General features: G+C 60.8%; 22 protein-coding genes and 1 pseudogene. 5 read left to right on the forward strand and 18 right to left on the reverse strand.

The window, feature by feature from the left end; translation table 11 throughout:
* Positions 1 to 78: 78 nt before the first annotated feature.
* Together yhbY and CAK78_RS19135 are read left to right on the forward strand one after the other, a co-directional pair.
* Positions 79 to 375 (forward strand): ribosome assembly RNA-binding protein YhbY, encoded by a 297-nt coding sequence (yhbY, locus tag CAK78_RS19130; protein WP_005298134.1) that lies wholly within the window; start codon positions 79 to 81, stop codon positions 373 to 375.
* 105 nt (positions 376 to 480) lie between these two features.
* Entirely contained in the window at positions 481 to 1,074 is a 594-nt protein-coding gene (locus CAK78_RS19135; RefSeq protein ID WP_094698328.1) for a PilZ domain-containing protein, read from the forward strand.
* A 47-nt stretch (positions 1,075 to 1,121) separates the two neighbouring features.
* Here the strand turns inward: CAK78_RS19135 and greA are convergent, their stop codons facing one another.
* From greA to pomA, 3 genes and pseudogenes are all read right to left on the reverse strand, one after another.
* On the reverse strand, positions 1,122 to 1,598 hold the full coding sequence (gene greA / locus CAK78_RS19140; RefSeq protein ID WP_005298120.1) for a transcription elongation factor GreA: 477 nt from the start codon (positions 1,596 to 1,598) through the stop codon (positions 1,122 to 1,124).
* Between the two features lie 154 nt (positions 1,599 to 1,752).
* Positions 1,753 to 2,648: pseudogene (locus CAK78_RS19145) on the reverse strand (flagellar motor protein MotB).
* Positions 2,649 to 2,656: 8 nt separating this feature from the next.
* A complete protein-coding gene (pomA, locus tag CAK78_RS19150; protein ID WP_094698329.1) occupies positions 2,657 to 3,439 on the reverse strand; it encodes a flagellar motor protein PomA in 783 nt (260 codons plus the stop codon).
* Between the two features lie 195 nt (positions 3,440 to 3,634).
* Between pomA and xseB the strand changes: the two genes are divergently transcribed.
* Genes xseB through dxs form a run of 3 tightly spaced genes read left to right on the forward strand, consistent with a single transcriptional unit; the run spans position 3,635 to position 6,664 of the window.
* Positions 3,635 to 3,886 (forward strand): exodeoxyribonuclease VII small subunit, encoded by a 252-nt coding sequence (gene xseB, locus CAK78_RS19155; RefSeq protein WP_016351725.1) that lies wholly within the window; start codon positions 3,635 to 3,637, stop codon positions 3,884 to 3,886.
* On the forward strand, positions 3,887 to 4,777 hold the full coding sequence (gene ispA, locus CAK78_RS19160) for a (2E,6E)-farnesyl diphosphate synthase (RefSeq protein ID WP_094698330.1): 891 nt from the start codon (positions 3,887 to 3,889) through the stop codon (positions 4,775 to 4,777). It abuts the gene before it with no gap.
* A 21-nt stretch (positions 4,778 to 4,798) separates the two neighbouring features.
* Positions 4,799 to 6,664 (forward strand): 1-deoxy-D-xylulose-5-phosphate synthase, encoded by a 1,866-nt coding sequence (gene dxs, locus CAK78_RS19165; protein WP_094698331.1) that lies wholly within the window; start codon positions 4,799 to 4,801, stop codon positions 6,662 to 6,664.
* 78 nt (positions 6,665 to 6,742) lie between these two features.
* On the opposite strand, the gene CAK78_RS19170 is transcribed toward dxs, so the two are convergent.
* The 15 genes from CAK78_RS19170 to glyA all read right to left on the reverse strand — a co-directional run bounded on the left by CAK78_RS19170 (position 6,743) and on the right by glyA (position 21,346).
* Entirely contained in the window at positions 6,743 to 7,684 is a 942-nt protein-coding gene (locus tag CAK78_RS19170; RefSeq protein ID WP_005298107.1) for an ABC transporter permease, read from the reverse strand.
* 102 nt (positions 7,685 to 7,786) lie between these two features.
* Positions 7,787 to 8,761 carry an ABC transporter permease gene (locus tag CAK78_RS19175; protein ID WP_005298106.1) on the reverse strand — a complete coding sequence of 325 codons (975 nt, stop codon included), beginning with the start codon at positions 8,759 to 8,761 and terminating at the stop codon, positions 7,787 to 7,789.
* Positions 8,762 to 8,859: 98 nt separating this feature from the next.
* Entirely contained in the window at positions 8,860 to 10,416 is a 1,557-nt protein-coding gene (locus CAK78_RS19180) for an ABC transporter substrate-binding protein (protein ID WP_094698332.1), read from the reverse strand.
* Between the two features lie 59 nt (positions 10,417 to 10,475).
* A complete protein-coding gene (locus CAK78_RS19185) occupies positions 10,476 to 12,200 on the reverse strand; it encodes a dipeptide ABC transporter ATP-binding protein (protein WP_094698333.1) in 1,725 nt (574 codons plus the stop codon).
* A 510-nt stretch (positions 12,201 to 12,710) separates the two neighbouring features.
* A complete protein-coding gene (locus tag CAK78_RS19190; RefSeq protein ID WP_094698334.1) occupies positions 12,711 to 13,205 on the reverse strand; it encodes a phosphatidylglycerophosphatase A family protein in 495 nt (164 codons plus the stop codon).
* Positions 13,202 to 14,161 (reverse strand): thiamine-phosphate kinase, encoded by a 960-nt coding sequence (thiL, locus tag CAK78_RS19195; protein ID WP_094698335.1) that lies wholly within the window; start codon positions 14,159 to 14,161, stop codon positions 13,202 to 13,204. Before thiL ends, CAK78_RS19190 begins: the two co-directional genes overlap by 4 nt.
* A 197-nt stretch (positions 14,162 to 14,358) precedes the next feature.
* Positions 14,359 to 14,772: a transcription antitermination factor NusB gene (nusB, locus tag CAK78_RS19200; protein ID WP_005298096.1), complete on the reverse strand. Its 414-nt coding sequence runs from the start codon at positions 14,770 to 14,772 to the stop codon at positions 14,359 to 14,361.
* Between the two features lie 14 nt (positions 14,773 to 14,786).
* A complete protein-coding gene (ribH, locus tag CAK78_RS19205) occupies positions 14,787 to 15,257 on the reverse strand; it encodes a 6,7-dimethyl-8-ribityllumazine synthase (RefSeq protein ID WP_094698336.1) in 471 nt (156 codons plus the stop codon).
* Positions 15,258 to 15,388: 131 nt separating this feature from the next.
* Complete coding sequence (gene ribBA, locus CAK78_RS19210; RefSeq protein WP_094698337.1) at positions 15,389 to 16,498, reverse strand: bifunctional 3,4-dihydroxy-2-butanone-4-phosphate synthase/GTP cyclohydrolase II; 1,110 nt, start codon at positions 16,496 to 16,498, stop codon at positions 15,389 to 15,391.
* Between the two features lie 141 nt (positions 16,499 to 16,639).
* Positions 16,640 to 17,293, reverse strand: coding sequence for a riboflavin synthase (locus CAK78_RS19215; RefSeq protein WP_094698338.1), 654 nt, complete (start codon positions 17,291 to 17,293; stop codon positions 16,640 to 16,642).
* A 54-nt stretch (positions 17,294 to 17,347) separates the two neighbouring features.
* On the reverse strand, positions 17,348 to 18,457 hold the full coding sequence (gene ribD, locus CAK78_RS19220; RefSeq protein WP_094698339.1) for a bifunctional diaminohydroxyphosphoribosylaminopyrimidine deaminase/5-amino-6-(5-phosphoribosylamino)uracil reductase RibD: 1,110 nt from the start codon (positions 18,455 to 18,457) through the stop codon (positions 17,348 to 17,350).
* Between the two features lie 96 nt (positions 18,458 to 18,553).
* The gene (gene nrdR, locus CAK78_RS19225) at positions 18,554 to 19,003 is read right to left on the reverse strand and encodes a transcriptional regulator NrdR (RefSeq protein WP_005298086.1); all 450 of its coding nucleotides are present in this window, start codon (positions 19,001 to 19,003) and stop codon (positions 18,554 to 18,556) included.
* A 122-nt stretch (positions 19,004 to 19,125) separates the two neighbouring features.
* Entirely contained in the window at positions 19,126 to 19,458 is a 333-nt protein-coding gene (locus CAK78_RS19230; RefSeq protein ID WP_094698340.1) for an NIPSNAP family protein, read from the reverse strand.
* Between the two features lie 78 nt (positions 19,459 to 19,536).
* On the reverse strand, positions 19,537 to 20,010 hold the full coding sequence (locus CAK78_RS19235; protein ID WP_094698341.1) for a hypothetical protein: 474 nt from the start codon (positions 20,008 to 20,010) through the stop codon (positions 19,537 to 19,539).
* An 82-nt stretch (positions 20,011 to 20,092) separates the two neighbouring features.
* Entirely contained in the window at positions 20,093 to 21,346 is a 1,254-nt protein-coding gene (gene glyA, locus CAK78_RS19240; RefSeq protein WP_042049650.1) for a serine hydroxymethyltransferase, read from the reverse strand.
* Between the last annotated feature and the right edge of the window lie 173 nt (positions 21,347 to 21,519).

Below are 21,519 nucleotides of genomic sequence, written 5' to 3' on the forward strand. Positions count from 1 at the left end.
CCACAAGGGTTATTAGTATTAAGGGCTAAGTGGGGGTAGAATACGCCCCTTTCAACCCTGACTTATGAAGAAATTGCCATGATTCTCAACAATAAACAGAAACAGTACCTCAAGGGCCTTGCCCACAGTCTGAAGCCGGTCGTCCTGCTGGGACAACACGGTCTGACCGAAGGTGTGCTGGCCGAGATCGATCTGGCGCTCAACCACCACGAGCTGATCAAGGTTAAGGTTGCGTCTGAAGATCGTGAGATGAAACAACTGGTTATGGATGCCATCGTCCGTGAAACCGGCGCGGTGAAAGTACAGAGCATCGGCCACGTGCTGACCATCTACCGTCAGGCCAACGAGCCGAAAATCCAACTGCCCCGCAAGTAACAGGAAAGAGCATCGCTCTTTCCTCTCATTTTCTCTCTTCCCAAGTCGCTTGCCAAAGTAGTCGCCAAGCCCTTAACCTGCGATGAATACTCGTGGAAACCCGCTATGGATCACCATCAGATTCTCACCGAAGATGAACTGGCCATGCTACGGGACTTGGGAAACGATCAGGAGACGGCCGCCGGACAACCCCTGAGCGGTTATCTCGCCACTCCCCTGCTTGGCCTGTTGCAACGCGCCGACCAGCTGGTGCTGGAAGCCCGCTTCGCCGGACACCAGCTCCGTTTCCCACTGCGTTTCACTCAGGGCGATGACGGCTTCGTCGAACCACGCATCGCTGCCCCCGTCATCAAGGAGCTGGGTTACCCCCATCCGCGCACCTGGCGGCTGGATGAACAGGCCCGCTTCCAGATGGGAGAAGAGGACTACCTGGTGCACAGCCTGTCGCTGGACGGGCTGGTGGTGGAAGGCTTGCCGACCGAGCTGGCCATGGATACCACGCTGGCAGGCACCCTGCTGATCGAAGGTCTCCCTCCCCTGCTCCTCAGTGCGGAGCCGGTCAGGCGGATCCACCGTCGCAACGGCATACAGGGCTGGGCACTGCACTTCCAGATGGCCAGAGAAGATCTTGAACAGCTGCGCGGCTGGATGTTTCAGCGCCATCAGGACGCCTTCACCCAGGCTTATCAACCCCGCTGAATACAAACAGGGGAGCCGGGCTCCCCTGTTGCTGCCTGAACGCTACCTCAGAGGTAGGCGACTTCCAGGATCTCGTACTCCACGTCGCCGGACGGTGTCTTGACGATGGCGACATCGTCCACTTCCTTGCCGATCAGGGCGCGGGCAATGGGCGAATTCACGGAGATCATGTTCTGCTTGATGTCCGCCTCGTCGTCACCCACGATGCGGTAGACCACCTCTTCTTCCGTCTCGCTCTTGAGCAGCGTCACGGTCGCCCCGAAGATGATGCGACCATTGTTGGTCATCTTGGTGACGTCGATCACCTGGGCGTTGGAGAGCTTGCTCTCGATTTCCTGGATACGGCCTTCACAGAAGCCTTGCTGCTCGCGGGCAGCATGATATTCGGCGTTTTCTTTCAGATCACCATGTTCACGGGCATCTGCAATCGCTTCGATAATCTGCGGACGAAGCTCGGTCTTGAGATATTCGAGCTCTTCACGCAGCTTTTCAGCGCCGCGAACAGTCATCGGAGTATGATTCATAGTCGAAACCTGGGTTGCTTGAAAAGAGAAGCTGCGGCTATCAGAGAGAGCCGCAGCTGTCGGTTCGGATGAGGCATCTTAATATGAAGCCGGCACAAAATCCATGTCGGTCCCTGCGAGGCAGATCGCGCTTTGCCATCACAATTGTCTGTGACTATTTCTGCTCTTGGGCACTGATCGGCGCAGATACCGTCGGCTTGCCCTGCATGATGGAGATCTCCACCCGCCGGTTCATGCCCGATTTTCCGGTGTCGTGTTGGGCACCAGCGGCTGAGTATCCGCCATGCCCTGCACTACCAGCCGGCTGCCATCAAAACCAGGCACCTTGATCATCTGATGGGCCACCGCCACCGCCCGCTGGGAGGAGAGCTCCCAGTTGGACTGGAACAGCTCATCCTCGGTGGCCACGTTGTCGGTATGGCCGGAGATGGTGATCTCGCCGGGTACATCCTTGAGCAAGGCGGCGACCTTGCGCACAACAGGCCAGAACTGGGGCTGCAGGAAGGCGGAGCCCGCCGGGAAGGCGGCTTTCTCGCGGATCCGGATGATGATCTGCTGGCCCAGCGCCTCGATCTCGATCGCCCCATCCTGGATCTGCGCCTTCATCTGATCCGCCAGCGCCTTGGCCAGCGCATTGGACTGCTCCTGCTGCTGTTTCTGCGCCTCCTGCTGGGTGTCGCCCCCCACCAGCTTGTCTTCGCTCTTGTCATGACCACCAGCCTTGTCGGCATCACCGGGCTGGAATTCAAGCTCGGTCTGGGTCATGTCGATGGTCTGCTGCATGATGGTATCGATAGGCGTAGGTTCCGGACGACCCGGTCTGAACTCCTGGGCAATGACGGAGGTTCCCTTGGGGATGTCCTTCACCTCAAGGATGTTCTGCACCCCGAACGCCTTCTCCATGGAGCCGGCAATCTGCTTGAACTTCTGCACATCCATCTCGGCAAACGAGAGCAGCAGCACGAAGAAGCACATCAAGAGTGACATCAGATCGGCGAAAGTGCCCATGTAACCGGGCAGCCCGGGGGGCGGACATTTGCAATCAGACATACAGCCCCCTATTCATCGCCATTGTTGCGTTTCGACTGGTTGAGGTAGTTCTGCAACATGGACTGGATCACCCGCGGATTCTGGCCATCCTGGATGCCCATGATGGCGTCCAGCACCAGGCAGCGACTCAGCTTCTCCTCACCGCTGCGCAGCTCCAGCTTGTCGGCGATGGGGATGGCAAGCATATTGGCCTCGATGGCGCCGTACAGGGTGGTGAGCAAGGCTACCGCCATGGCCGGACCGATGGATTTGGGGTCGCTCATGTTGGCCAGCATGGCCACCAGCCCGACCAGGGTACCGATCATCCCCATGGCCGGCCCCAGATCCCCCAGCGAGCGAAACACCTTGATGGCGATGACATGGCGCTCGGCGGTGAGCTCTATGTCTTTTTCCATCACGGCACGGATGACGTCGGCGTCGTGGCCGTCCACCAGCATGTCGATGCCCTTTTTCATGAAAGGGTTGGGCACCTCGGCCGCTTCCAGGGCCAGAAAACCGCCTTTGCGGGCCGCATCGGCCAGTTCAACCGCCTTGACGATCAGATCGTCAAGCTTGTCTCCCTTGTACATGAATGCCTTGCCGGCCACCTTGAACGCCATCAGGAACTGGCCGATGTTGAACTTCATCATGGCGATAAAGATGGAGCCTAACACCGTGATGCAGATTGAAGGAACGTCAATGTACATCCCCACAGGGCCACCCAGCAGCATGCCATAGATGACCACCCCAAATCCCAGCACTATGCCAATCAGACTACCTAGATCTACATCCCTACTCCTGTCAGCTGAAATTTGTTGTATCTGTAGTTTGTTGAATTTTCTGCTATTGGCTCACCAGCGGCAAGGGCCGCTACCATTTTCCCCTTTGGAAGATGGCTTATTATCGGCCACTTTTCCGAGAGTTTAAGCCGATGGCATTTTTCTGCCTCCCCCCTGCCCGCCGTCGATGTTAAGATAAGCCGTTTTTTTCAATCCCCGAGGATGGACATGGCCAGTAAAAAAATCGACCGCCTGAGTTTTGATGCCACTCTGGAAGAGCTGGAAACCATAGTTCATCAACTGGAACAGGGCTCCCTGCCGCTGGAAGAGGCCCTAAAGCAGTTCGAACAGGGCATTCACCTGGTGCGGGCCGGCCAGCAGAAGCTGGAGCAGGCCGAGCAGAAGATCCAGATCCTGCTGACTCAGGCCGATGGCAGCGAGCAGGCAGTTCCCTTCCAGCCAGAGCAAGGAGAGGAGTGAGTGACGCTGGACGATTTTTCCCGCCTGCACCGGCAACGTATTGACGGCTGCCTCTCTGCACAACTTGAATCCTTGCCCCCCATGGCCCCCCGCCTGCGCGATGCCATGCGCTATGGCCTGCTGCTGGGCGGCAAGCGGGTGCGCCCCTTCCTGGTCTACGCCGTCGGCGAGATGCTGGGCGTAAAGAACGAACTGCTGGATGGCCCGGCCGCGGCGGTGGAGTGCATCCACGCCTACTCCCTGCTGCACGACGATCTGCCCGCCATGGATGACGACGATCTGCGTCGCGGTCAGCCGACGGTGCACAAGGCGTTTGATGAAGGCACCGCCATTTTGGCCGGTGACGCCCTGCAGACCCTGGCCTTCTCCATTCTGGCCGATCACCCCATGCCGACCGATCTGATGGGCAACCGGGTGCAGATGCTGAGCATTCTGGCGCGCGCCTCCGGCTATCTCGGCATGTGCGGTGGCCAGGCGCTGGACCTGCAAGCGGAAGGGCGCCAGATCACCCTGGCCGAGCTGGAACAGGTACACCGTCACAAGACCGGAGCCCTCATCGAGTGCGCCGTGGCGCTCGGCGCCCTGTGCAAGGTCGACGTGGATGAAACTACCTTGAATGCGCTGCAAAGCTATGCCGCCGCCATCGGTCTCGCCTTCCAGGTGCAGGATGACATCCTCGACATCACGGGTGACACCGCCACCCTCGGCAAGCGGCAAGGTTCCGATCTGGCGCTGGAAAAGAGTACCTATCCGGCGCTGCTGGGGCTCGACAATGCCCGTGAGCTGGCTCGCGAACTGCATGGTAAAGCCTTAACAGCCTTGCAATCTTTGCCCTACAATACCGACATTCTGGAAGCGTTTGCCGATTACATCATCGAGCGAACCCACTAAACGCTGGATAACAGTAACAATATGAGCGTTGATATAAGCAATTTCCCCAACCTGGCCCTCGCGGATACGCCGGTCGAGTTGCGATCCCTGCCCTTCGAGCGACTGCCTGTACTGTGCAACGAACTGCGTGAATATCTGCTGCGTTCGGTGAGTCGCTCCAGTGGCCATCTTGCCTCCGGGCTCGGCACCGTCGAACTGACGGTGGCGCTGCACTACGTCTACAACACCCCGTTCGATCGGCTGGTGTGGGACGTGGGCCACCAGGCTTATCCCCACAAGATCCTGACCGGTCGGCGCGATCGGATGCAGAGCATCCGCCAGAAAGACGGCCTGCACCCCTTCCCTTGGCGCGGCGAGAGCGAGTATGACGTGCTCTCCGTCGGTCACTCCAGCACCTCCATCGGTGCGGCGCTCGGCATGGCCGTGGCGGCCGAGAGCGAAGGGCTGGGGCGCAAGGTGGTGGCCGTGATCGGTGATGGCGCCATCACCGCCGGCATGGCGTTCGAGGCACTCAATCACGCAGGCGATGTTCACAAGGACATGCTGGTGGTGCTCAACGACAACGAGATGTCCATCTCCGAAAATGTCGGGGCACTGAACAACCACCTGGCCCGCATCATGTCCGGCAAGCTCTACACCACCATCCGCGAGGGTGGCAAGAAGGTGCTGGCCGGCCTGCCGCCGGTCAAGGAGCTGGCCAAGCGGGCAGAGGAACACCTCAAGGGAATGGTGGTGCCCGGCACCCTGTTCGAGGAGTTCGGCTTCAACTACATCGGCCCCATCGACGGCCATGACATCGAGGCTCTGGTCGAGACCCTGCGCAACATGCGCAACCTCAAGGGGCCGCAGCTGCTGCACGTCAAGACCAAGAAGGGCAAGGGCTACGAGCCCGCCGAGAAGGATCCCATCGGTTATCACGGCGTGCCCAAGTTCAATCCGGACGAGTGCACCCTGCCCAAGGCGAGCGGCGGCAAGCCGAGCTTCTCCGCCATCTTCGGTCAGTGGCTGTGCGACATGGCAGCCAAGGATGAACGGCTGGTCGGCATCACCCCGGCCATGCGCGAAGGCTCCGGCCTGGTAAAGTTCAGCCAGCAGTATCCGGATCGCTACTTCGACGTGGCCATCGCCGAGCAGCACGCGGTCACCTTCGCCGCCGGTCTCGCCATCGCCGACCGGAAGCCGGTAGTCGCCATCTACTCGAGCTTCCTGCAGCGCGCCTACGACCAGCTGATCCACGACGTGGCGCTGCAAGAGCTGCCGGTGCTGTTCGCCATCGACCGGGCCGGTCTGGTGGGAGCCGACGGCCCCACCCATCAGGGGGCGTTCGACATCAGCTTCCTGCGCACCGTGCCCAACATGGTGATCATGACCCCGTCCGACGAGAATGAGTGCCGCCAGATGCTCTACACCGGCTACCAGTGCAACGGGCCGGCGGCGGTACGCTACCCCCGCGGCAGCGGCACCGGCGTCCAGGTCGAGAGCGAGATGCAGGCGCTGGCGCTCGGCAAGGGGCGGATTGTGCGTCAGGGCAAGGGCACCGCCATCCTGGCGTTTGGCACCCTGCTGCAACAGGCCAAAGCGGCAGCCGAGGCGCTCGATGCCACCCTGGTGGACATGCGTTTTGTCAAACCGATGGACGAGGCCCTGGTGCTCTCCCTGGCCGCGACCCACGATCAGTTCGCCACCCTCGAGGACAACGCCATCATGGGCGGCGCGGGCTCTGCGGTGAACGAGCTGCTGATGCGCAGCAAACAGTGCAAGCCGGTGCTCAACCTCGGCCTGCCGGATCTCTTCGTGGAGCAAGGTACCCAGGAGGAGATCTACGCTCTGCTGGGGCTCGATGGCGCCGGCATCCAGCGCAGCATCGAGCAGTGGCTGCAGGCTTGACCCCTCAGCACACAGAGCAAAAGGGCGCCGTTATGGCGCCCTTTTCGTTTTTCTGTCTCGTATGTGTATCTGTGACCATCAGCCCTTGTAGAGCTTGGGATTGAACACATCCCGCAGCCAGTCACCCAACAGGTTGATGACCAGCACCAGCACCACCAGGCAGATGCCCGGGAAGGCGGTGATCCACCAGGAACCGGAGAAGATGTAGTTGAAGCCCACGCTGATGAGCGAGCCCAGCGACGGCTGATCCACCGGCATCCCCAACCCCAGGAAGGAGAGCGCCGCCTCGCTCATGATGGCGTTGGCCACCTGCACCGTGGAGATGACCAGGATTGGCGACAGGCAGTTGGGCAGAATGTGGCGGAACATGATGCGCGGGGCGCGAAAGCCCATCACCTTGGCCGCTTCCACATACTCCTTCTTCTTCTCCGCCAGCACCGAGGCGCGCACGGTACGGGCGTACTGCGGCCACTCGGCGATGCCGATGATCACCACCAGCATCAGGATGGCGAACTTGGAGTAGAACTCGGAACCAAAAGTAGCCTGGAAGATGGCGGAGATGATGATCGCCACCATCATGGTGGAAAACGACAGCTGCACGTCGGCAAAGCGCATCAGCAGGCTGTCGATGCGGCCACCGAAGTAGCCGGCCAGCAGGCCGATGACGATGCCGAGCACCAGCTGCAGCCCCACCGCAAACAGACCTATGGTGAGCGAGATGCGGGCGCCATAGAGGATGGTGCTCCAGATGTCGCGACCCTGGTTGTCGGTACCGAGCCAGAAACGCTCCTCGCCCCCTGCCAGCCAGGAGGGCGGCAGTTCGGCATCCATCAGATCAAAGCTGGTCTGGTCATAGACGTTGTACGGGGCGAGCCAGGGCGCCAGCATGGCGGCCAGCACGAACACCACGAACACCGCAAAGCTGAACATGGCTACCTTGTCCCGCAGGAAGTAGTAGACGATGTCGGAATTTTTGAATCGGGCCCAGCGGCTTGGGCTCGCAGTTACTGCGTTAGTCATGCGTTACCCCTTCGTTGCCAGGTAGATAGCCGGGTTGATGGCAAAACCCGCGTGGTTGCGCCATGTCAAACGGCAGCTCACAGTCACAGCGTTAGTCATCTGTTACCCCTTGGCAGTCAGGTTGACGGTCGGGTTGATCAAACCGTAGAGCAGGTCGACCAGGGTATTGGTCACCACGAAAATGAGCCCGACGAAGATGACGTAGGCGGTGATGAGGGGCGTATCGACCCGGTGGATCGCCTCGAGGAACAGGAAGCCGGTCCCCGGCCACTGGAACACGCTCTCGGTCAGGATGGTGTAGGCCACCATGGTGCCGATCTGTACCCCGCCCACCGTGATGACCGGCAGCATGGTGTTCTTCAGGGCGTGCTGATAGTAGACCTTGTTGTTGTCCAGCCCCTTGGCGCGGGCAAACTTGACGTACTCGGAGGAGAGCTGCTCCAGCATCTCGGAGCGCACCAGCCGGATGAACAGCGGCAGCATGATGGAGGAGAGCGACACCGCCGGCAGGATCAGATGCTTGATGCCGTCCCAGGTGAAGAAGCCCGACTCCCAGCCCAGCAGATTGTAGGTCTCGCCACGGCCATAGGCCGGCAGCCAGCCCAGCTGGATGGAGAAGAGGTACATCAGCATGATGGCGGTCAGGAACACCGGGATCGAGATGCCGATGCTGCTCCCCGCCATGATGATCTTGGTCGGTATGCTGTGCGGGCGGATCGCCGAGTAGACCCCAAGCGGAATGGAGACCACCACGATGATCAGCGCAGCGCCAAACACCAGCTCAAGAGTAGCCACCAGCTTGTCGAGGATAACCTCGAGAGCGGGTCGCTTGAAGAAGTAGGAAGTACCCAGATCCCCGTGTACCGCGTTTTTCAAGAAGCGGCTGTATTTGACGAGGAAAGGATCGTTGAGGCCCATCTTCTCGCGCAATTCGTGGCGCTGGGCTTCGGAGACGGATTGTCCCACCAGCTCGCGCAGCGGATCCCCCAGGTTGTCCTGGATGGAGAAGGCGACTAGGCTGATGACGAACATCACTATCACGGCCTGATAGAACCGTTTCAGCAGGAATGTAAACATGCTTGTCCTTCTACGTGGCCTGTGTCATGGCACAGGCTTCTGTTAGCAGGCGGGGTGGTCGGTGACCACCCCGCCCCGTCCTTCCTTGCAACCTTCCCTTACTTGCCGACCACCAGGTCGCCGAAGTACGGGAAGTTCATTACGTTGACCACCGGCTTGATGTCGGCGTTCTTCTTGGCGCCATAAGCCAGATCTTCCCAGTGCAGCGGCACGTAGGCGGCGTCGTCGATCAGCATGGCTTCAACCTTCTTCAGCATATCGGCACGCTTGGCCGGATCGGTCTCGGCGTTGGCATCCATGACCAGCTTGTCAGCCTCGGCGTTGGCATAGCCGGCACAGTTGTACTGGCCCATGCCGGTCTTGGCATCCTTGGTGAAGGTCAGGAACTCGAAGAAGTTCGCAGTATCTTCGGTGTCGGAGTGCCAGCCGATCAGCTGCATGTCCGCGGCGCACTTGTCAAACTCCGGCCAGTACTGGGCCACCGGCATGGTCTTCAGATCCACCTTGATGTTGATCTTGGCCAGCATGGCGGAGACGGCCTGGGCAATCTTGACGTCGTTGACGTAGCGGGCAGCCGGGGAGATGAAGCTCATCTTGAAGCCCTTCTCGTAACCGGCTTCCTTCATCAGCTCCTTGGCCTTGGCCAGGTCATACTGGGGCTTGAGCGCCTCGTTGTGACCGGCATAGCCTTTCGGGCTCAGCTGGCCGGCGGGGGTGCCAAAGCCCTTGTTGATCTTCTCGACGATACCCACCTGGTTGATGGCGTAGTTGATCGCCTGACGCACGCGCTTGTCTTTCAGCGCCGGGTTGGTGTTCTGGTTCAGCTCGATGATGATGGCGCGGGTACCGGACAGGGTCACCAGCTGGGTGTCCTTGCCATTCTTCACGCGCTCCAGATCGTTCGGCGCAACCGGATAGATCACGTCCACGTCGCCACCCAGCAGGGCCGCCACGCGGGTGGCGTCTTCCTTGATGGGCACCACGGTCAGGTTGTCAACGTTGCCCTTGGATGCCTTGTCCCAGTAGTTGGCGTTGCGCACGTACTCCAGCTTCACGCCCTGCTCGCGGAACTTGACGCTGAACGGGCCGGTACCGGAGACGTGGGTGGAGGCGTAGGAGTCGCCGTTCTTGACGATCTCGCCCTTGTCCTTGCCCGCCTCTGTCTTGCCGGTATAGAACTTGGAGTCCATCGGGAAGATGTAGGTCACGGTCTGCAGCACCAGCGGGAACGGCTTGGCGGTGATGAGATCCACTGTGTACTCATCGACCTTCTTCACTTCGGCGATGGGGTCGAAGATGGCCTTGAAGTCGACGGAGGACTTCAGACGGTTGACGGTCCACACCACGTCGTCGGCGGTGAAGTCGTTGCCGGAGTGAAACTTGACGCCCTTGCGCAGGAAGAAGCGGACGGTCTTGTCGTCGATACGCTCATACTTCTCGGCCAGGCGCGGCTCGAACTGCAGGTCCTGGGTGTAACGCATCAGCGGATCGAACACCAGGTGGGACATCTCCAGGGTCTGACCGGAGAGCTGCTCCTGCGGGTCCAGCGAGGTGGCGTCAGAGGCGACACCGACCTTGATGTCGACAGCGGAGACGTTAAAGGCGAAACCAGCGGCAAACAGCGCCAGTGCAATCTTGGACAATCCTTTTTTCATTGTTTTCTCCATGCTTTTGGCTTTTTTATTGACATAGATACCGGCGAGCCGGTGCTTTCCTAGCTTGCGATTTCCAGTCCCTCGCGGGACATTCCCTTGAACTCCGGCATGAGGGAGATCAGCTTGCGGCTGTACTCATGCTCGGCATTGGTAAACAGTTTCTCGGTCTCGGCCACCTCCACCAGGTGACCGTGCTGCATCACCCCGATGCGATCGCACATCTGGCGGATGACCGGCAGATCGTGGCTGATGAACAGCATGGTGAGGCCAAGCTCCTGCTGCAGATCCTTGAGCAGGTTCAGGATCTGGGCCTGGACCGACACATCCAGCGCCGAGGTGGGCTCGTCGCAGATGAGGAAACGGGGCCGGGTCGCCAGGGCCCGGGCGATGGAGATGCGCTGACGCTGACCACCGGAAAACTCGTGGGGATACTTGACCCCGGCGCCGCGGCCGAGCCCAACGTGATCCAGCAGATCCCCCACGATACCGGCGATCTGGCTCTCGCTGCTCGCCAGCTTGTGGAAGCGGATCGGCTCGGCAATGATGTCGCGCACCTTCATGCGCGGGTTCATCGACGAATAGGGGTTCTGGAACACCATCTGCATCTGGCGACGCAATGGGCGACGCTCATGCTCGCCCTTGAGGGCGGTCAGATCGATCCCCTCGAAGAAGATCTTGCCGGTATCGGGCGGATAGAGGCCGGTGATGGCGCGGGCGATGGTCGACTTGCCTGAGCCAGACTCCCCCACCAGGCCGAAGGTCTCACCCTCGAAGATCTCGAAGCTGATGTTGTTGCAGGCCCGAACATACTGGCGACGGCTCGGGAAGAAGGAGTCCTTGGTGACGAACTTGAGATCCACGTTCTCCACCCGCAGCAGCGCCCCTTCATAGGCGCGTTCGTCCTGGCTCTGGCCGAGCCAGTGGGTCTTGAGATCGATGCTGGTATCCGCCGCGCCGGCATCCTCGATATAGGAGACCAGCGGGAAGCGCACCAGCTTCACGTCCGAACGGGGCACCGCCGAGATGAGGCTGCGGGTATAAGGGTGGTTGGGGCGACCCAGCACCTGTTCGGTGGTTCCAAACTCCACCAGATCGCCGCGATACATGACCGCCACCTTGTCGGTGACGTTGGAGACCACGCCCATGTCGTGAGTCACCAGCATGCAACCCACCTGCCGCTCCTTGCAGAGGGTGCGGATGAGCTGGAGGATCTGATCCTGGATGGAGACGTCCAGCGCCGTGGTCGGCTCGTCGGCAATGATGAGCTCGGGATCGCCGGAGAGGGCGATGGCGATGACCACCCGCTGGCGCATGCCGCCGGAAAACTGGTGCGGATACTGCTTGATGCGCAGCTCCGGGCTCGGGATCCCGACCGCCTTCATCAGCTCGAGCGCCTTGGCAAAGGCAGCCTCACGGGACAGGTCGGTGTTGGCCAGGATGGTTTCAACCAGTTGATGTTCGACGGTGAACAGCGGGTTGAGGGAGGTCATGGGATCCTGAAAGATGAAACCGATGCGCGAGCCTCGAATGGACCGCATCTCGTTCTGACTCTTGCCGGAGATGAGCTCGCCATTGAGGTAGATATCGCCACGGGCGATGCGACCCGGCGGGCTCAGGAGATCGATGACGGCGTTGCCGATGGTGGACTTGCCGGCGCCGGATTCACCCACGACGCCGACTATCTCCCCTTTTTCGATGGAGAAAGAGAGATCCTTCACTGCGGCCAGTACCCCGTAGCGGGAGGGATACTCGATCCGCAAGTTTTTCACTTCGAGCAAGGACATGGTTACCTCTGCGGGGGACATCCGTCCCAAATAATTCGTCCGTAAATCGGCCGCAGATGCCGGTCGTGCCTTGGCGTGATCGTGAGTGTTTGATATGACGACTAAACGCTCAATCCATGAGGCAACGAAACCAGCGATCCGGGCGGGTTTTTTGCATTTTTTTGGAATAACCCGCGAGTAACTTAGACGGTTTGACGGCGAGTGTAAATGATCGGGTTATACAATTTCGCAATACTTTGCTCAGTTAGCAGCCAGCACAGTAGTCATAAATGATGACTACAATCACATATCCAGACTTTATGACCACACAAATGACGATTTAGTGCTTTTACTTTCAACAAGGGTGTAACAGGCGGGAATATTCACTATTGACACAACAGTCTCAAGCCTCGAATGAGTAGTGAATATTTATGTGAAATGATTTTTTAACGGCAGCATATGCCGATGAATGAAAACTAAACAGAGATAAATAGGGGGATGCCAGCGCGGCATTCCCCCTCGTAATCCCCGTCACCCCAGCCAGTATGCCAGTGATTGCATACAAAACAGGGCGAACAGGGCGGCGATGAGATCGTCGAGCATGATGCCGAAGCCACCGTGGATCCGGCGGTCAAACCAGGAGATGGGCCAGGGCTTGAGCACGTCGAACAGGCGAAACAGCACGAAGCCGGCCAGTATCCACTCCCAACCGGCCGGCGCCGCTATCATGGTGACGCCAAAGCCGATTACCTCGTCCCAGACGATGGCGCCGTGATCCGGCATGCCGATGGCATCGGTGGCGCTCTGGCAGATGCGGATGCCTATCAGGAACCCGACCACCAGCAGGGCAATAAACCAGGCTGTCGGCAAGCCGCTCACCAGCAGGTAGAGCGGGATGGCGGCCAGCGTCCCCATGGTGCCGGGCGCCTTGGGCGAGAGGCCGGAGCCAAACCCCACCGCCAGGAAGTGAAGCGGGTTCCTGAGGTTCAACCGCTTCAGCTCGGGCTTTATCATGAACCAGCTCATGCGAAGTGATCCCACCCTTTCAACGTCAGCTCGACCGGCTGCTCACCGTGCAGATAGTCGATGCCGGGCTCGCCGGCAACGATGCGGCCGATGCGGGTGAACTTGACGCCGCAGTTGGCCAGCGCCGTGTCCAGCGCGCCGCGATGCTCCTCCGGTACGGTGAAACAGAGCTCGTAGTCATCGCCGCCGGCCAGCGCCAGCTGCCAGGCATCCTGCTCGCTCACCGCATCCTGCAGCACGGGTAAGAGCGGCAGCAGACCGAGGTCGATCTGGGCCCGCACGCCAGACGCCTTGAGCACGTGGCCGAGATCCGAGGCCAGGCCGTCGGAGAGATCCAGCGCGCTGCTGGCCAGTCCGCGCAGGGCCTGGCCGGCCAGAATGCGGGGATGGGGATGATCGAGGCGCGGCAGCACGGCCGCCAGCTGGTTCTCGTTGAGGGTGCGCTTGGCCAGCAGGTGGGAGAGCGCCAGCGCGGCATCCCCCAGAGTGCCAGTCACATAGACACCGTCGCCGGCCTTGGCACCGCTGCGCAGCAGGGCACGGCCGGCCGGTACCGAGCCCTTGACCGATACCGTGATGGAGAGCGGGCCGCGGGTCATGTCCCCGCCCACCAGCGCCACGTTGTAGTATTCGGCAAGCTCGAGGAAACCTTCCGCAAAACCGGCCACCCAGGCTTCGTTGACGGTGGGCAGGGTCAGCGCCAGCGACACCCAGCGCGGCTCGGCGCCCATGGCGGCCAGATCGGAGAGATTGACCGCCAGCGCCTTGTAGCCGAGGTCTACCGGATCCATGTCGGGAAAGAAGTGTACGCCGCTCACCAGGGTATCCGTGCTCACCGCCAGCTGGGTGTCGGGGGGCAGGGTCAGCAGGGCGCAGTCGTCTCCAGGCCCCATCACCACGTCCTTGCGAGCGTGGGGGACCTTGAAGTACTTATCAATCAGCTCAAATTCACCCATACAGTAAAAAGCCAGCGATTAAGCTGGCTCCTCTATTAGATGCTGTTGCGGCTCTAGCTGCGAGACCGTGCTCAAGGCTTGTCGCTGCCGGGCTCTTCATGTATTGCCATACACGCTGGCCCCGGCGCTGCGCTTCACCTTGCTGACGACGGCTCGCGACAGAGCATCGATCAGCATGGAATGCTGATGAACAGGGATCAGCGCTTGTCCAGCGACTTGATCACCTTGTCCAGTACACCGTTGACAAACTTGTGGCTGTCATCGGCAGCAAAGGCTTTGGCCAGCTCGATCGCTTCGTTGATCACCACGCGCGGCGGCACATCATCACGACGAGTCAGCTCATAGGTCGCCAGACGCAGGATCGCCTTGTCCACCATGTCCACTTCTTCCAGCGGACGGGAGAGGAAAGGTGCGAACACCTTGTCCAGCTCGTTGCAGTGGAGGGCTACCCCGAACAGCAGATCGCGGAAGTAGTTCAGATCCACACCCTTGGTGTCCTGATCGATCTTGAACTGCTCTTCGATGTCGCCCACGTTGGCCTTGGTCATCTGCCACTGGTAGATGGCCTGGGTGGCGCAATGGCGGGCCTTGCGGCGCTCAGACGGTTTCAATGCATTTCTCCTCGTTACACGTCCAGTTCTTTCAGGACGTTGATCATTTCGAGCGCTGCCAGTGCAGCCTCTGCACCCTTGTTACCCGCCTTGGTACCTGCACGCTCGATGGCTTGTTCAATGTTTTCAGTGGTCAGTACGCCGAAGGCAACCGGAATTTCATATTCCATCATTACCTGGGCCATGCCCTTGCTGTTCTCGTTGGCGACCAGATCGAAGTGGTAGGTGCCGCCACGGATGACGGTGCCGACTGCCACGATGGCGTCATACTTGCCGCTCTTGGCCAGTTTCTTGATGACCAGCGGCATTTCAACCGCGCCCGGCACTTTCACCAGGGTCAGGTTGCTGTCCTGTACCTGGCCTTGACGCTTCAGTACGTCCAGTGCACCACTCACCAGGCTGTCGTTGATGAAACTGTTGAAACGAGCAACGACAATCGCAACGCGCGCTGCAGGAGCGGCGATATTTCCTTCGATAACCTTCATTGGAAATCCTGTATCTGTGAAAGCAAAAGGGCCGGAGTCAAAAGTGCGCACATTCTAGCACAACAGACCCACGACAAAAAACCATGGCCGCAACGGGCGGCCATGAGGATGATTTCAGCCGTCTGCGGCGCTTACTCGCCGACGTACTCCACCACTTCCAGGCCGAAGCCGCCGAGGGCATGGTACTTCTTCGGCGAGCTCAGCAGGCGCATCTTGCCCACCCCCAGCGCCTTGAGGATCTGGGAGCCGACGCCGACCCGGCGCGAGGTACCCTGCCACTTGGCCCCTTCCGGCGCCAACCCCTTGTCGGCGGCCTCAAAGCCCTTGACCCGGGCCAGCAGCTCGGCGCCGTGGGCTTCCGCCCCCAGGATCACCAGCACCCCGCCCTCGTCGGCGATGCGGGCCATGGATTTGGGCAGCGGCCAGCTGCGGGCTGCGTGGCGGTCGGTCTGCAGCAGATCGCTCAGCACGTCGTGCAGATGGACCCGCACCAGGGTCGGCTGATCCGCCTGCACCTCACCCTTCTTCAGAGCGAAGTGAACCTGGTTGTCGATGGTGTCGCGGAAGGTGATGAGGTCAAACTCGCCGTACTCAGTGGGCAGCTTGCACTCGGCCACCTTCTCGACTGTGGTCTCGTGCTGGTTGCGGTATTCGATGAGATCCGCAATGGTGCCAAGCTTGATGCCGTGCTGCTCGGCGAAGATCTCGAGATCAGGACGGCGCGCCATGGTGCCATCCTCGTTCAAGATCTCGACGATGACGGAGGCGGCCTCGTAACCGGCCAGCCGGGCCAGGTCACAACCGGCCTCGGTGTGGCCGGCGCGAGTCAGCACGCCACCATCCTGCGCCATCAGCGGGAAGATGTGGCCGGGCTGTACCAGATCGGAGGCCTTGGCGTTCGGCGCCACGGCAGCCTGTACGGTGACGGCGCGATCGGCTGCGGAGATGCCGGTGGTCACCCCTTCGGCCGCTTCGATGGTCACGGTGAAGGCGGTGGAAAACTGGGCGTTGTTGCGGTCGACCATCAGCGGCAGCGCCAGCTGCTTGCAGCGATCCCGGGTCAGGGTCAGACAGATGAGCCCCCGGCCGTAACGGGCCATGAAGTTGATATCTTCCGGGCGGACACAGGAGGCGGCCATGATGAGGTCCCCTTCGTTCTCCCTGTCTTCGTCATCCATCAGGATCACCATCTTGCCAGCCTTGATATCGGCAATGATTTCCTGGGTCGTGCTCAGTGCCATGGGCTACTCCATCAACATGCTTCGGGGATTGAGCCAGTCGGCTCGACGTGATACTGCCTATTGTGCTCTAGATGGGGCACGCGGGGCCCCATTTCAATCGGAGCGGGATCACAGAAAAGCGTTTTTCCCGCCGAGGTTCCATCACAGGAAACCGGAGCGGGCCAGCTTCTCCAGGGTCAGGGTGGAGGCACTGCTCTCCTGACGCTGACCCGTCATCAGCCGCTCCAGATAGCGGGCTATCTGATCCACCTCGAGATTGACGCTCCTGCCCGGCTTCCACTGGGCTATGGTGGTCTCCTGGGCGGTGTGGGGCACGATTGTCAGCCGGAACAGATCCCCCTGCACGGCATTGACGGTAAGGCTGATGCCGTCCACCGCGATGGAGCCCTTCTCGGCGATGTAGCGGGAGAGCTCCGTCGGCGCCTTGATCCAGTACTCGATGGCACGACCGCTGCTGGAGACGCTCTTGACCTCCCCCACCCCGTCCACGTGGCCGGAGACCAGGTGACCGCCGAGGCGGGAGGTGGGCATCAACGCCTTCTCGAGGTTGACCCGATCGCCCACCTTGGCGGCAGAAAAACCGGTGCGAGAGAGGGTTTCCAGCGACACGTCGGCGGTATAACGCTTGTCGCCCAGCGCAACCACGGTGAGGCAGACGCCGTTGGTGGCGATGGAGTCGCCCAGCTTGACGTCGCTGAAGTCCAGGGTGGGCGCGTGCACGGTGAGGGCCATGTCTTCACCCTGGCGGCGCAGCTCGGCCAGGGTTCCCACCGCTTCGATAATTCCGGTAAACATGCAGATCACCTTGCTGATGACGGGGGCGGCAATGCCCCCTTTAACATTGATAAATCAAGCTATTTTGGCAGTAATGCGAATATCCTGGCCAACCATGCGCACATCCTTGATGTTGAGCTTGGGGGCCTGGAACAGTCGGGTCAGCGCCGGCAGGTGGAACAGGCCGCGCCCCTCATCCCCCATCAGTTTGGGCGCCTGATAGAGCACCAGCTCGTCCACCAGCCCCTTCTCCAGCAGGGCGCCGCACAGCCGCGGTCCCGCCTCCACCAGTACCGAGTTGACGTTTTGTTTCGCCAGCAGCATGAACAGGCTGACCAGATCCAGCTTGCCATCCAGCAGCGGCACCTCCAGCTGCTGCACCCAGGCTGGCCAGTTGCCGTCCGCCTTGTGGCGAGCCAGCAGCACCGGGCTCTCGCTCTGGAACAGCGGCAGATCCGGGGTCAGCCGGTTTTGCGAGTCGACGATGACCCGCAGCGGCTGGCGCAGGGTCTCTTTGGGATAGACGGCCTTGACCGAGGGGGGCAGCTCGTCCCAGCGCACGGTCAGGGAAGCGTTGTCCGCCAGCACGGTTTCAGCGCTGGAGAGCACCGAATCGTGGCGGGCCCGCAGTCGCTGCACGTCACGGCGTGCCTCCGGGGAGGTGATCCACTGGCTCTCGCCGCTCGCCATGGCGGTGCGGCCATCCAGGCTAGCGCCTAGCTTGACCGTTACCTGCGGGAAGGCGGTACGCATCCGCTTGAAAAAGCCCGGGTTGAGCGCCTCGGCCTCGGCAGCCAGCAGACCAAAATCAGTCTTGATGCCCGCCTCGGAGAGCATGCGCAGGCCGCGCCCCCCCACCTGAGGGTTGGGGTCCACCATAGCGGCCACAACCCGGCTCACGCCGGCCTTGATCAGCGCCTCGGCGCAGGGTGGGGTGCGACCATGATGAGAGCAGGGCTCCAGGGTCACGTAGGCGGTAGCGCCGCGGGCCTCTTCACCGGCCGCGTGCAGAGCGTAGACCTCGGCATGGGGCTCGCCAGCCCGCTGATGCCAGCCCTCTCCCACCACCACGCCAGCCTTCACCAGCACGGCACCGACACAGGGGTTGGGGGCCGTGGTGTAGCGGCCGCGACGGGCCAGTTCGAGGGCCCGGCTCATCCATTGGTAATCGTCTTGACTAAACATCTGGGCTCCTCTGACAGCACATCCAGGCTGACGCAATATCGTAGGTTCGATTAGCGCAGCGTAATCGAACGCGGCAACCTGGTTTGGAAGAAAGACTCACTTCTCCAGCTTGGCGATCTCTTCACCAAATTCACGTATGTCTTCAAAGCTGCGATAGACGGAGGCAAAGCGGATATAGGCCACCTTGTCGAGCCCCTTGAGCTCGTCCATCACCAGGTTGCCCACCAGCTCGGAGGCGACTTCGCGCTCGCCGGTGGCCCGCAGGCGGGACTTGATGTGGTTGACCGCCTTCTCGATGGCCTCCATGCTCACCGGCCGCTTCTCCAGTGCCCGCAGGATGCCGGCACGCAGCTTGTCTTCGTTGAAAGGCTCGCGCGAGCCGTTGGACTTGATGACGCGGGGCATGACCAGCTCGGCCATCTCGAAGGTCGTGAAGCGCTCGTGGCAGAGCAGGCATTCACGACGGCGGCGTACCTGATGGCCTTCGGCCACCAGACGGGAATCGATCACCTTGGTATCTACCGCACTACAGAAAGGGCAATGCATCGGACCTCCGGCGTTGACGGAAAAGGGCGCCGACCACCGGGGCCGGCTCTAGGCCGGCCAGTGTAGCACGGCCATCCGGAACCGGTAAAAGCCCGTGAAAACAAGGGAAATGTCAGATGCCATCAGCAACCACGAAGTGCATCAATGGCGACATCAGGCAGCCAGAGTACAGTATTGGTGTCGCTCTCTATCAGCTCGACGATGGCTTCTCTCGGCCCTTTTCTCCATGCATCCGTGGCATAGAATGCCGCCTGTGAACGGGTCAGATCTTCAAGATCATCGTAAGCCCGCATCAAAAAATAGACGTCCGGATCGTGCAAGGAAGGGCCGTGATTCACCACATCCATTCCCCACTCGCGGTGCAGCAGCAAACTCTGCTCTGCAACCAGCCTATGAAACTCTGTCCGGCTACCGGCCTTGAGCCGGTAGTTACGGATCTCCAGCACTCTCTTCATTGAGCTATATCCTGCCATCCGTTTCTTGAACATCAAAGCTGTTTTAAGCGCCCATCCCAGTCATCCATTCGACCGGCCTCAGTCATCATAAGGCAGGGTATCGGGGTCGCAATCCTGATAATCGGGCGCCGGATCCACGGCAAAGCGGCGCGCCTCGATATGGCTGTGGCCCAGCATCAATGCCTTGCCCACCCGGTGCATGCCGTCCATCACCCGGCCGGCGCTGTCCAGCAGGATGGGATAGGCGAGATCGGCCGCCATCATGAGCTGGCAGTGCTCCACCACGCTGCGCACCGTGGGGCTGACGACGCCATGGCCGTACCAGTGCTGCTGGTCGAGCTCGGCAATCTCGCCGAGTGCTACCGCCTGCACCGGCAGATCGCGGCTCAGCCACACCAGCCGGCGCACGCCCCAGGCCAGCAGCCCCTGTTCGCTGGCGCGAAAATGGTACTGGGCGCGGATCGCCTGCCTGAGCGCTGCCGACGCCAAGTCCCGCTCAGCGTTGCCCCCGCCCCCAGTACCCAGCAACTGCTCTTTGCTGTGCTGACTCATAGCCCCTCTCATGTTGCCAGACGCCACAAAAAACAATGCCACCCGAGGGTGGCATTGCGGTTCAACCTGAAAAGCGGGTCGATTATGCGTAAACCGGGAAACGGCGGCAGATATCCAGCACCTTCTCGCGCACGGTGGCCAGCACTTCGTCGTTGTCGTGGTTGTCCAGCACGTCGCAGATCCAGTGGGTCAGCTGGATGGACTCGGCTTCCTTGAAGCCGCGGCGGGTGATGGCCGGGGTACCGATGCGCACACCGGAGGTGACGAACGGGGAGCGCGGATCGTTGGGCACGGAGTTCTTGTTGACGGTAATGTTGGCTTTACCCAGCGCAGCATCGGCGTCCTTACCGGTCAGCTCACGGCCAATCAGATCAACCAGCATCAGGTGGTTGTCGGTGCCGCCGGAGACGATCTTGTAGCCGCGCTCGATGAAGGTGGCAGCCATCGCCTTGGCGTTTTTGACGACCTGGGCCTGATAGGTCTTGAACTCGGGCTCCAGCGCCTCTTTGAAGGCAACGGCCTTGCCGGCGATGACATGCATCAGCGGGCCACCCTGGCCACCCGGGAAGACGGCGGAGTTGAGCTTCTTGTAGAGCTCCTCGTCGTCAGCGGCGGAGAGGATCAGACCACCGCGCGGACCGGCCAGGGTCTTGTGAGTGGTGGAGGTGACCACGTGAGCGTGGGGCACCGGGTTCGGGTAGACACCGGCGGCGATGAGGCCAGCCACGTGGGCCATGTCGACGAACAGGTAAGCACCGATCTTGTCGGCGATTTCGCGCATGCGAGCCCAGTCGACAACGCCAGAGTAAGCGGAGAAGCCGCCGATCATCATCTTCGGCTTGTGCTCAACGGCCAGACGTTCCATCTCGTCGTAGTCGATCTTGCCGGACTCGTCGATGCCGTAGGGGATGATGTTGTACAGCTTGCCGGAGAAGTTGACCGGGGAGCCGTGGGTCAGGTGACCACCGTGAGCCAGGTTCATACCCAGCACGGTATCGCCCGGTTGCAGCAGGGCCATGTAGACGGCGCTGTTGGCCTGGGAGCCGGAGTGCGGCTGCACGTTGGCGTAGGTGGCACCGAACAGCTCTTTGGCGCGCTCGATAGCCAGGGTTTCAACCACATCCACATACTCGCACCCACCGTAGTAGCGCTTGGAGGGGTAACCTTCGGCGTACTTGTTGGTCAGCTGGGAGCCCTGGGCTTCCATGACGCGGGGGCTGGTGTAGTTCTCGGACGCAATCAGCTCGATATGCTCTTCCTGACGACGGGTCTCGTCTGTGATGGCCTGCCACAGCTGGGGATCATAGCCGGCAATGGTCATGTCACGTTTCAACATCCGTTTCTCTCCTGAAAATCGTTTGCGCGATAGGTGAAGTGGGCAGGCGCATTGTAACGTGAGCTGGATCAAAGAGACAGTCCAACCACCCAAAAAAATTGTTTAAAAAATGTAAAATGCGTCGCAAATTTCACACCGACCAGGCGGACTGCGACCCGCCGGCTAGCCCACGC

It is taken from the genome of Aeromonas sp. A35_P (assembly GCF_002259925.1).
Lineage (GTDB): Bacteria > Pseudomonadota > Gammaproteobacteria > Enterobacterales > Aeromonadaceae > Aeromonas > Aeromonas dhakensis.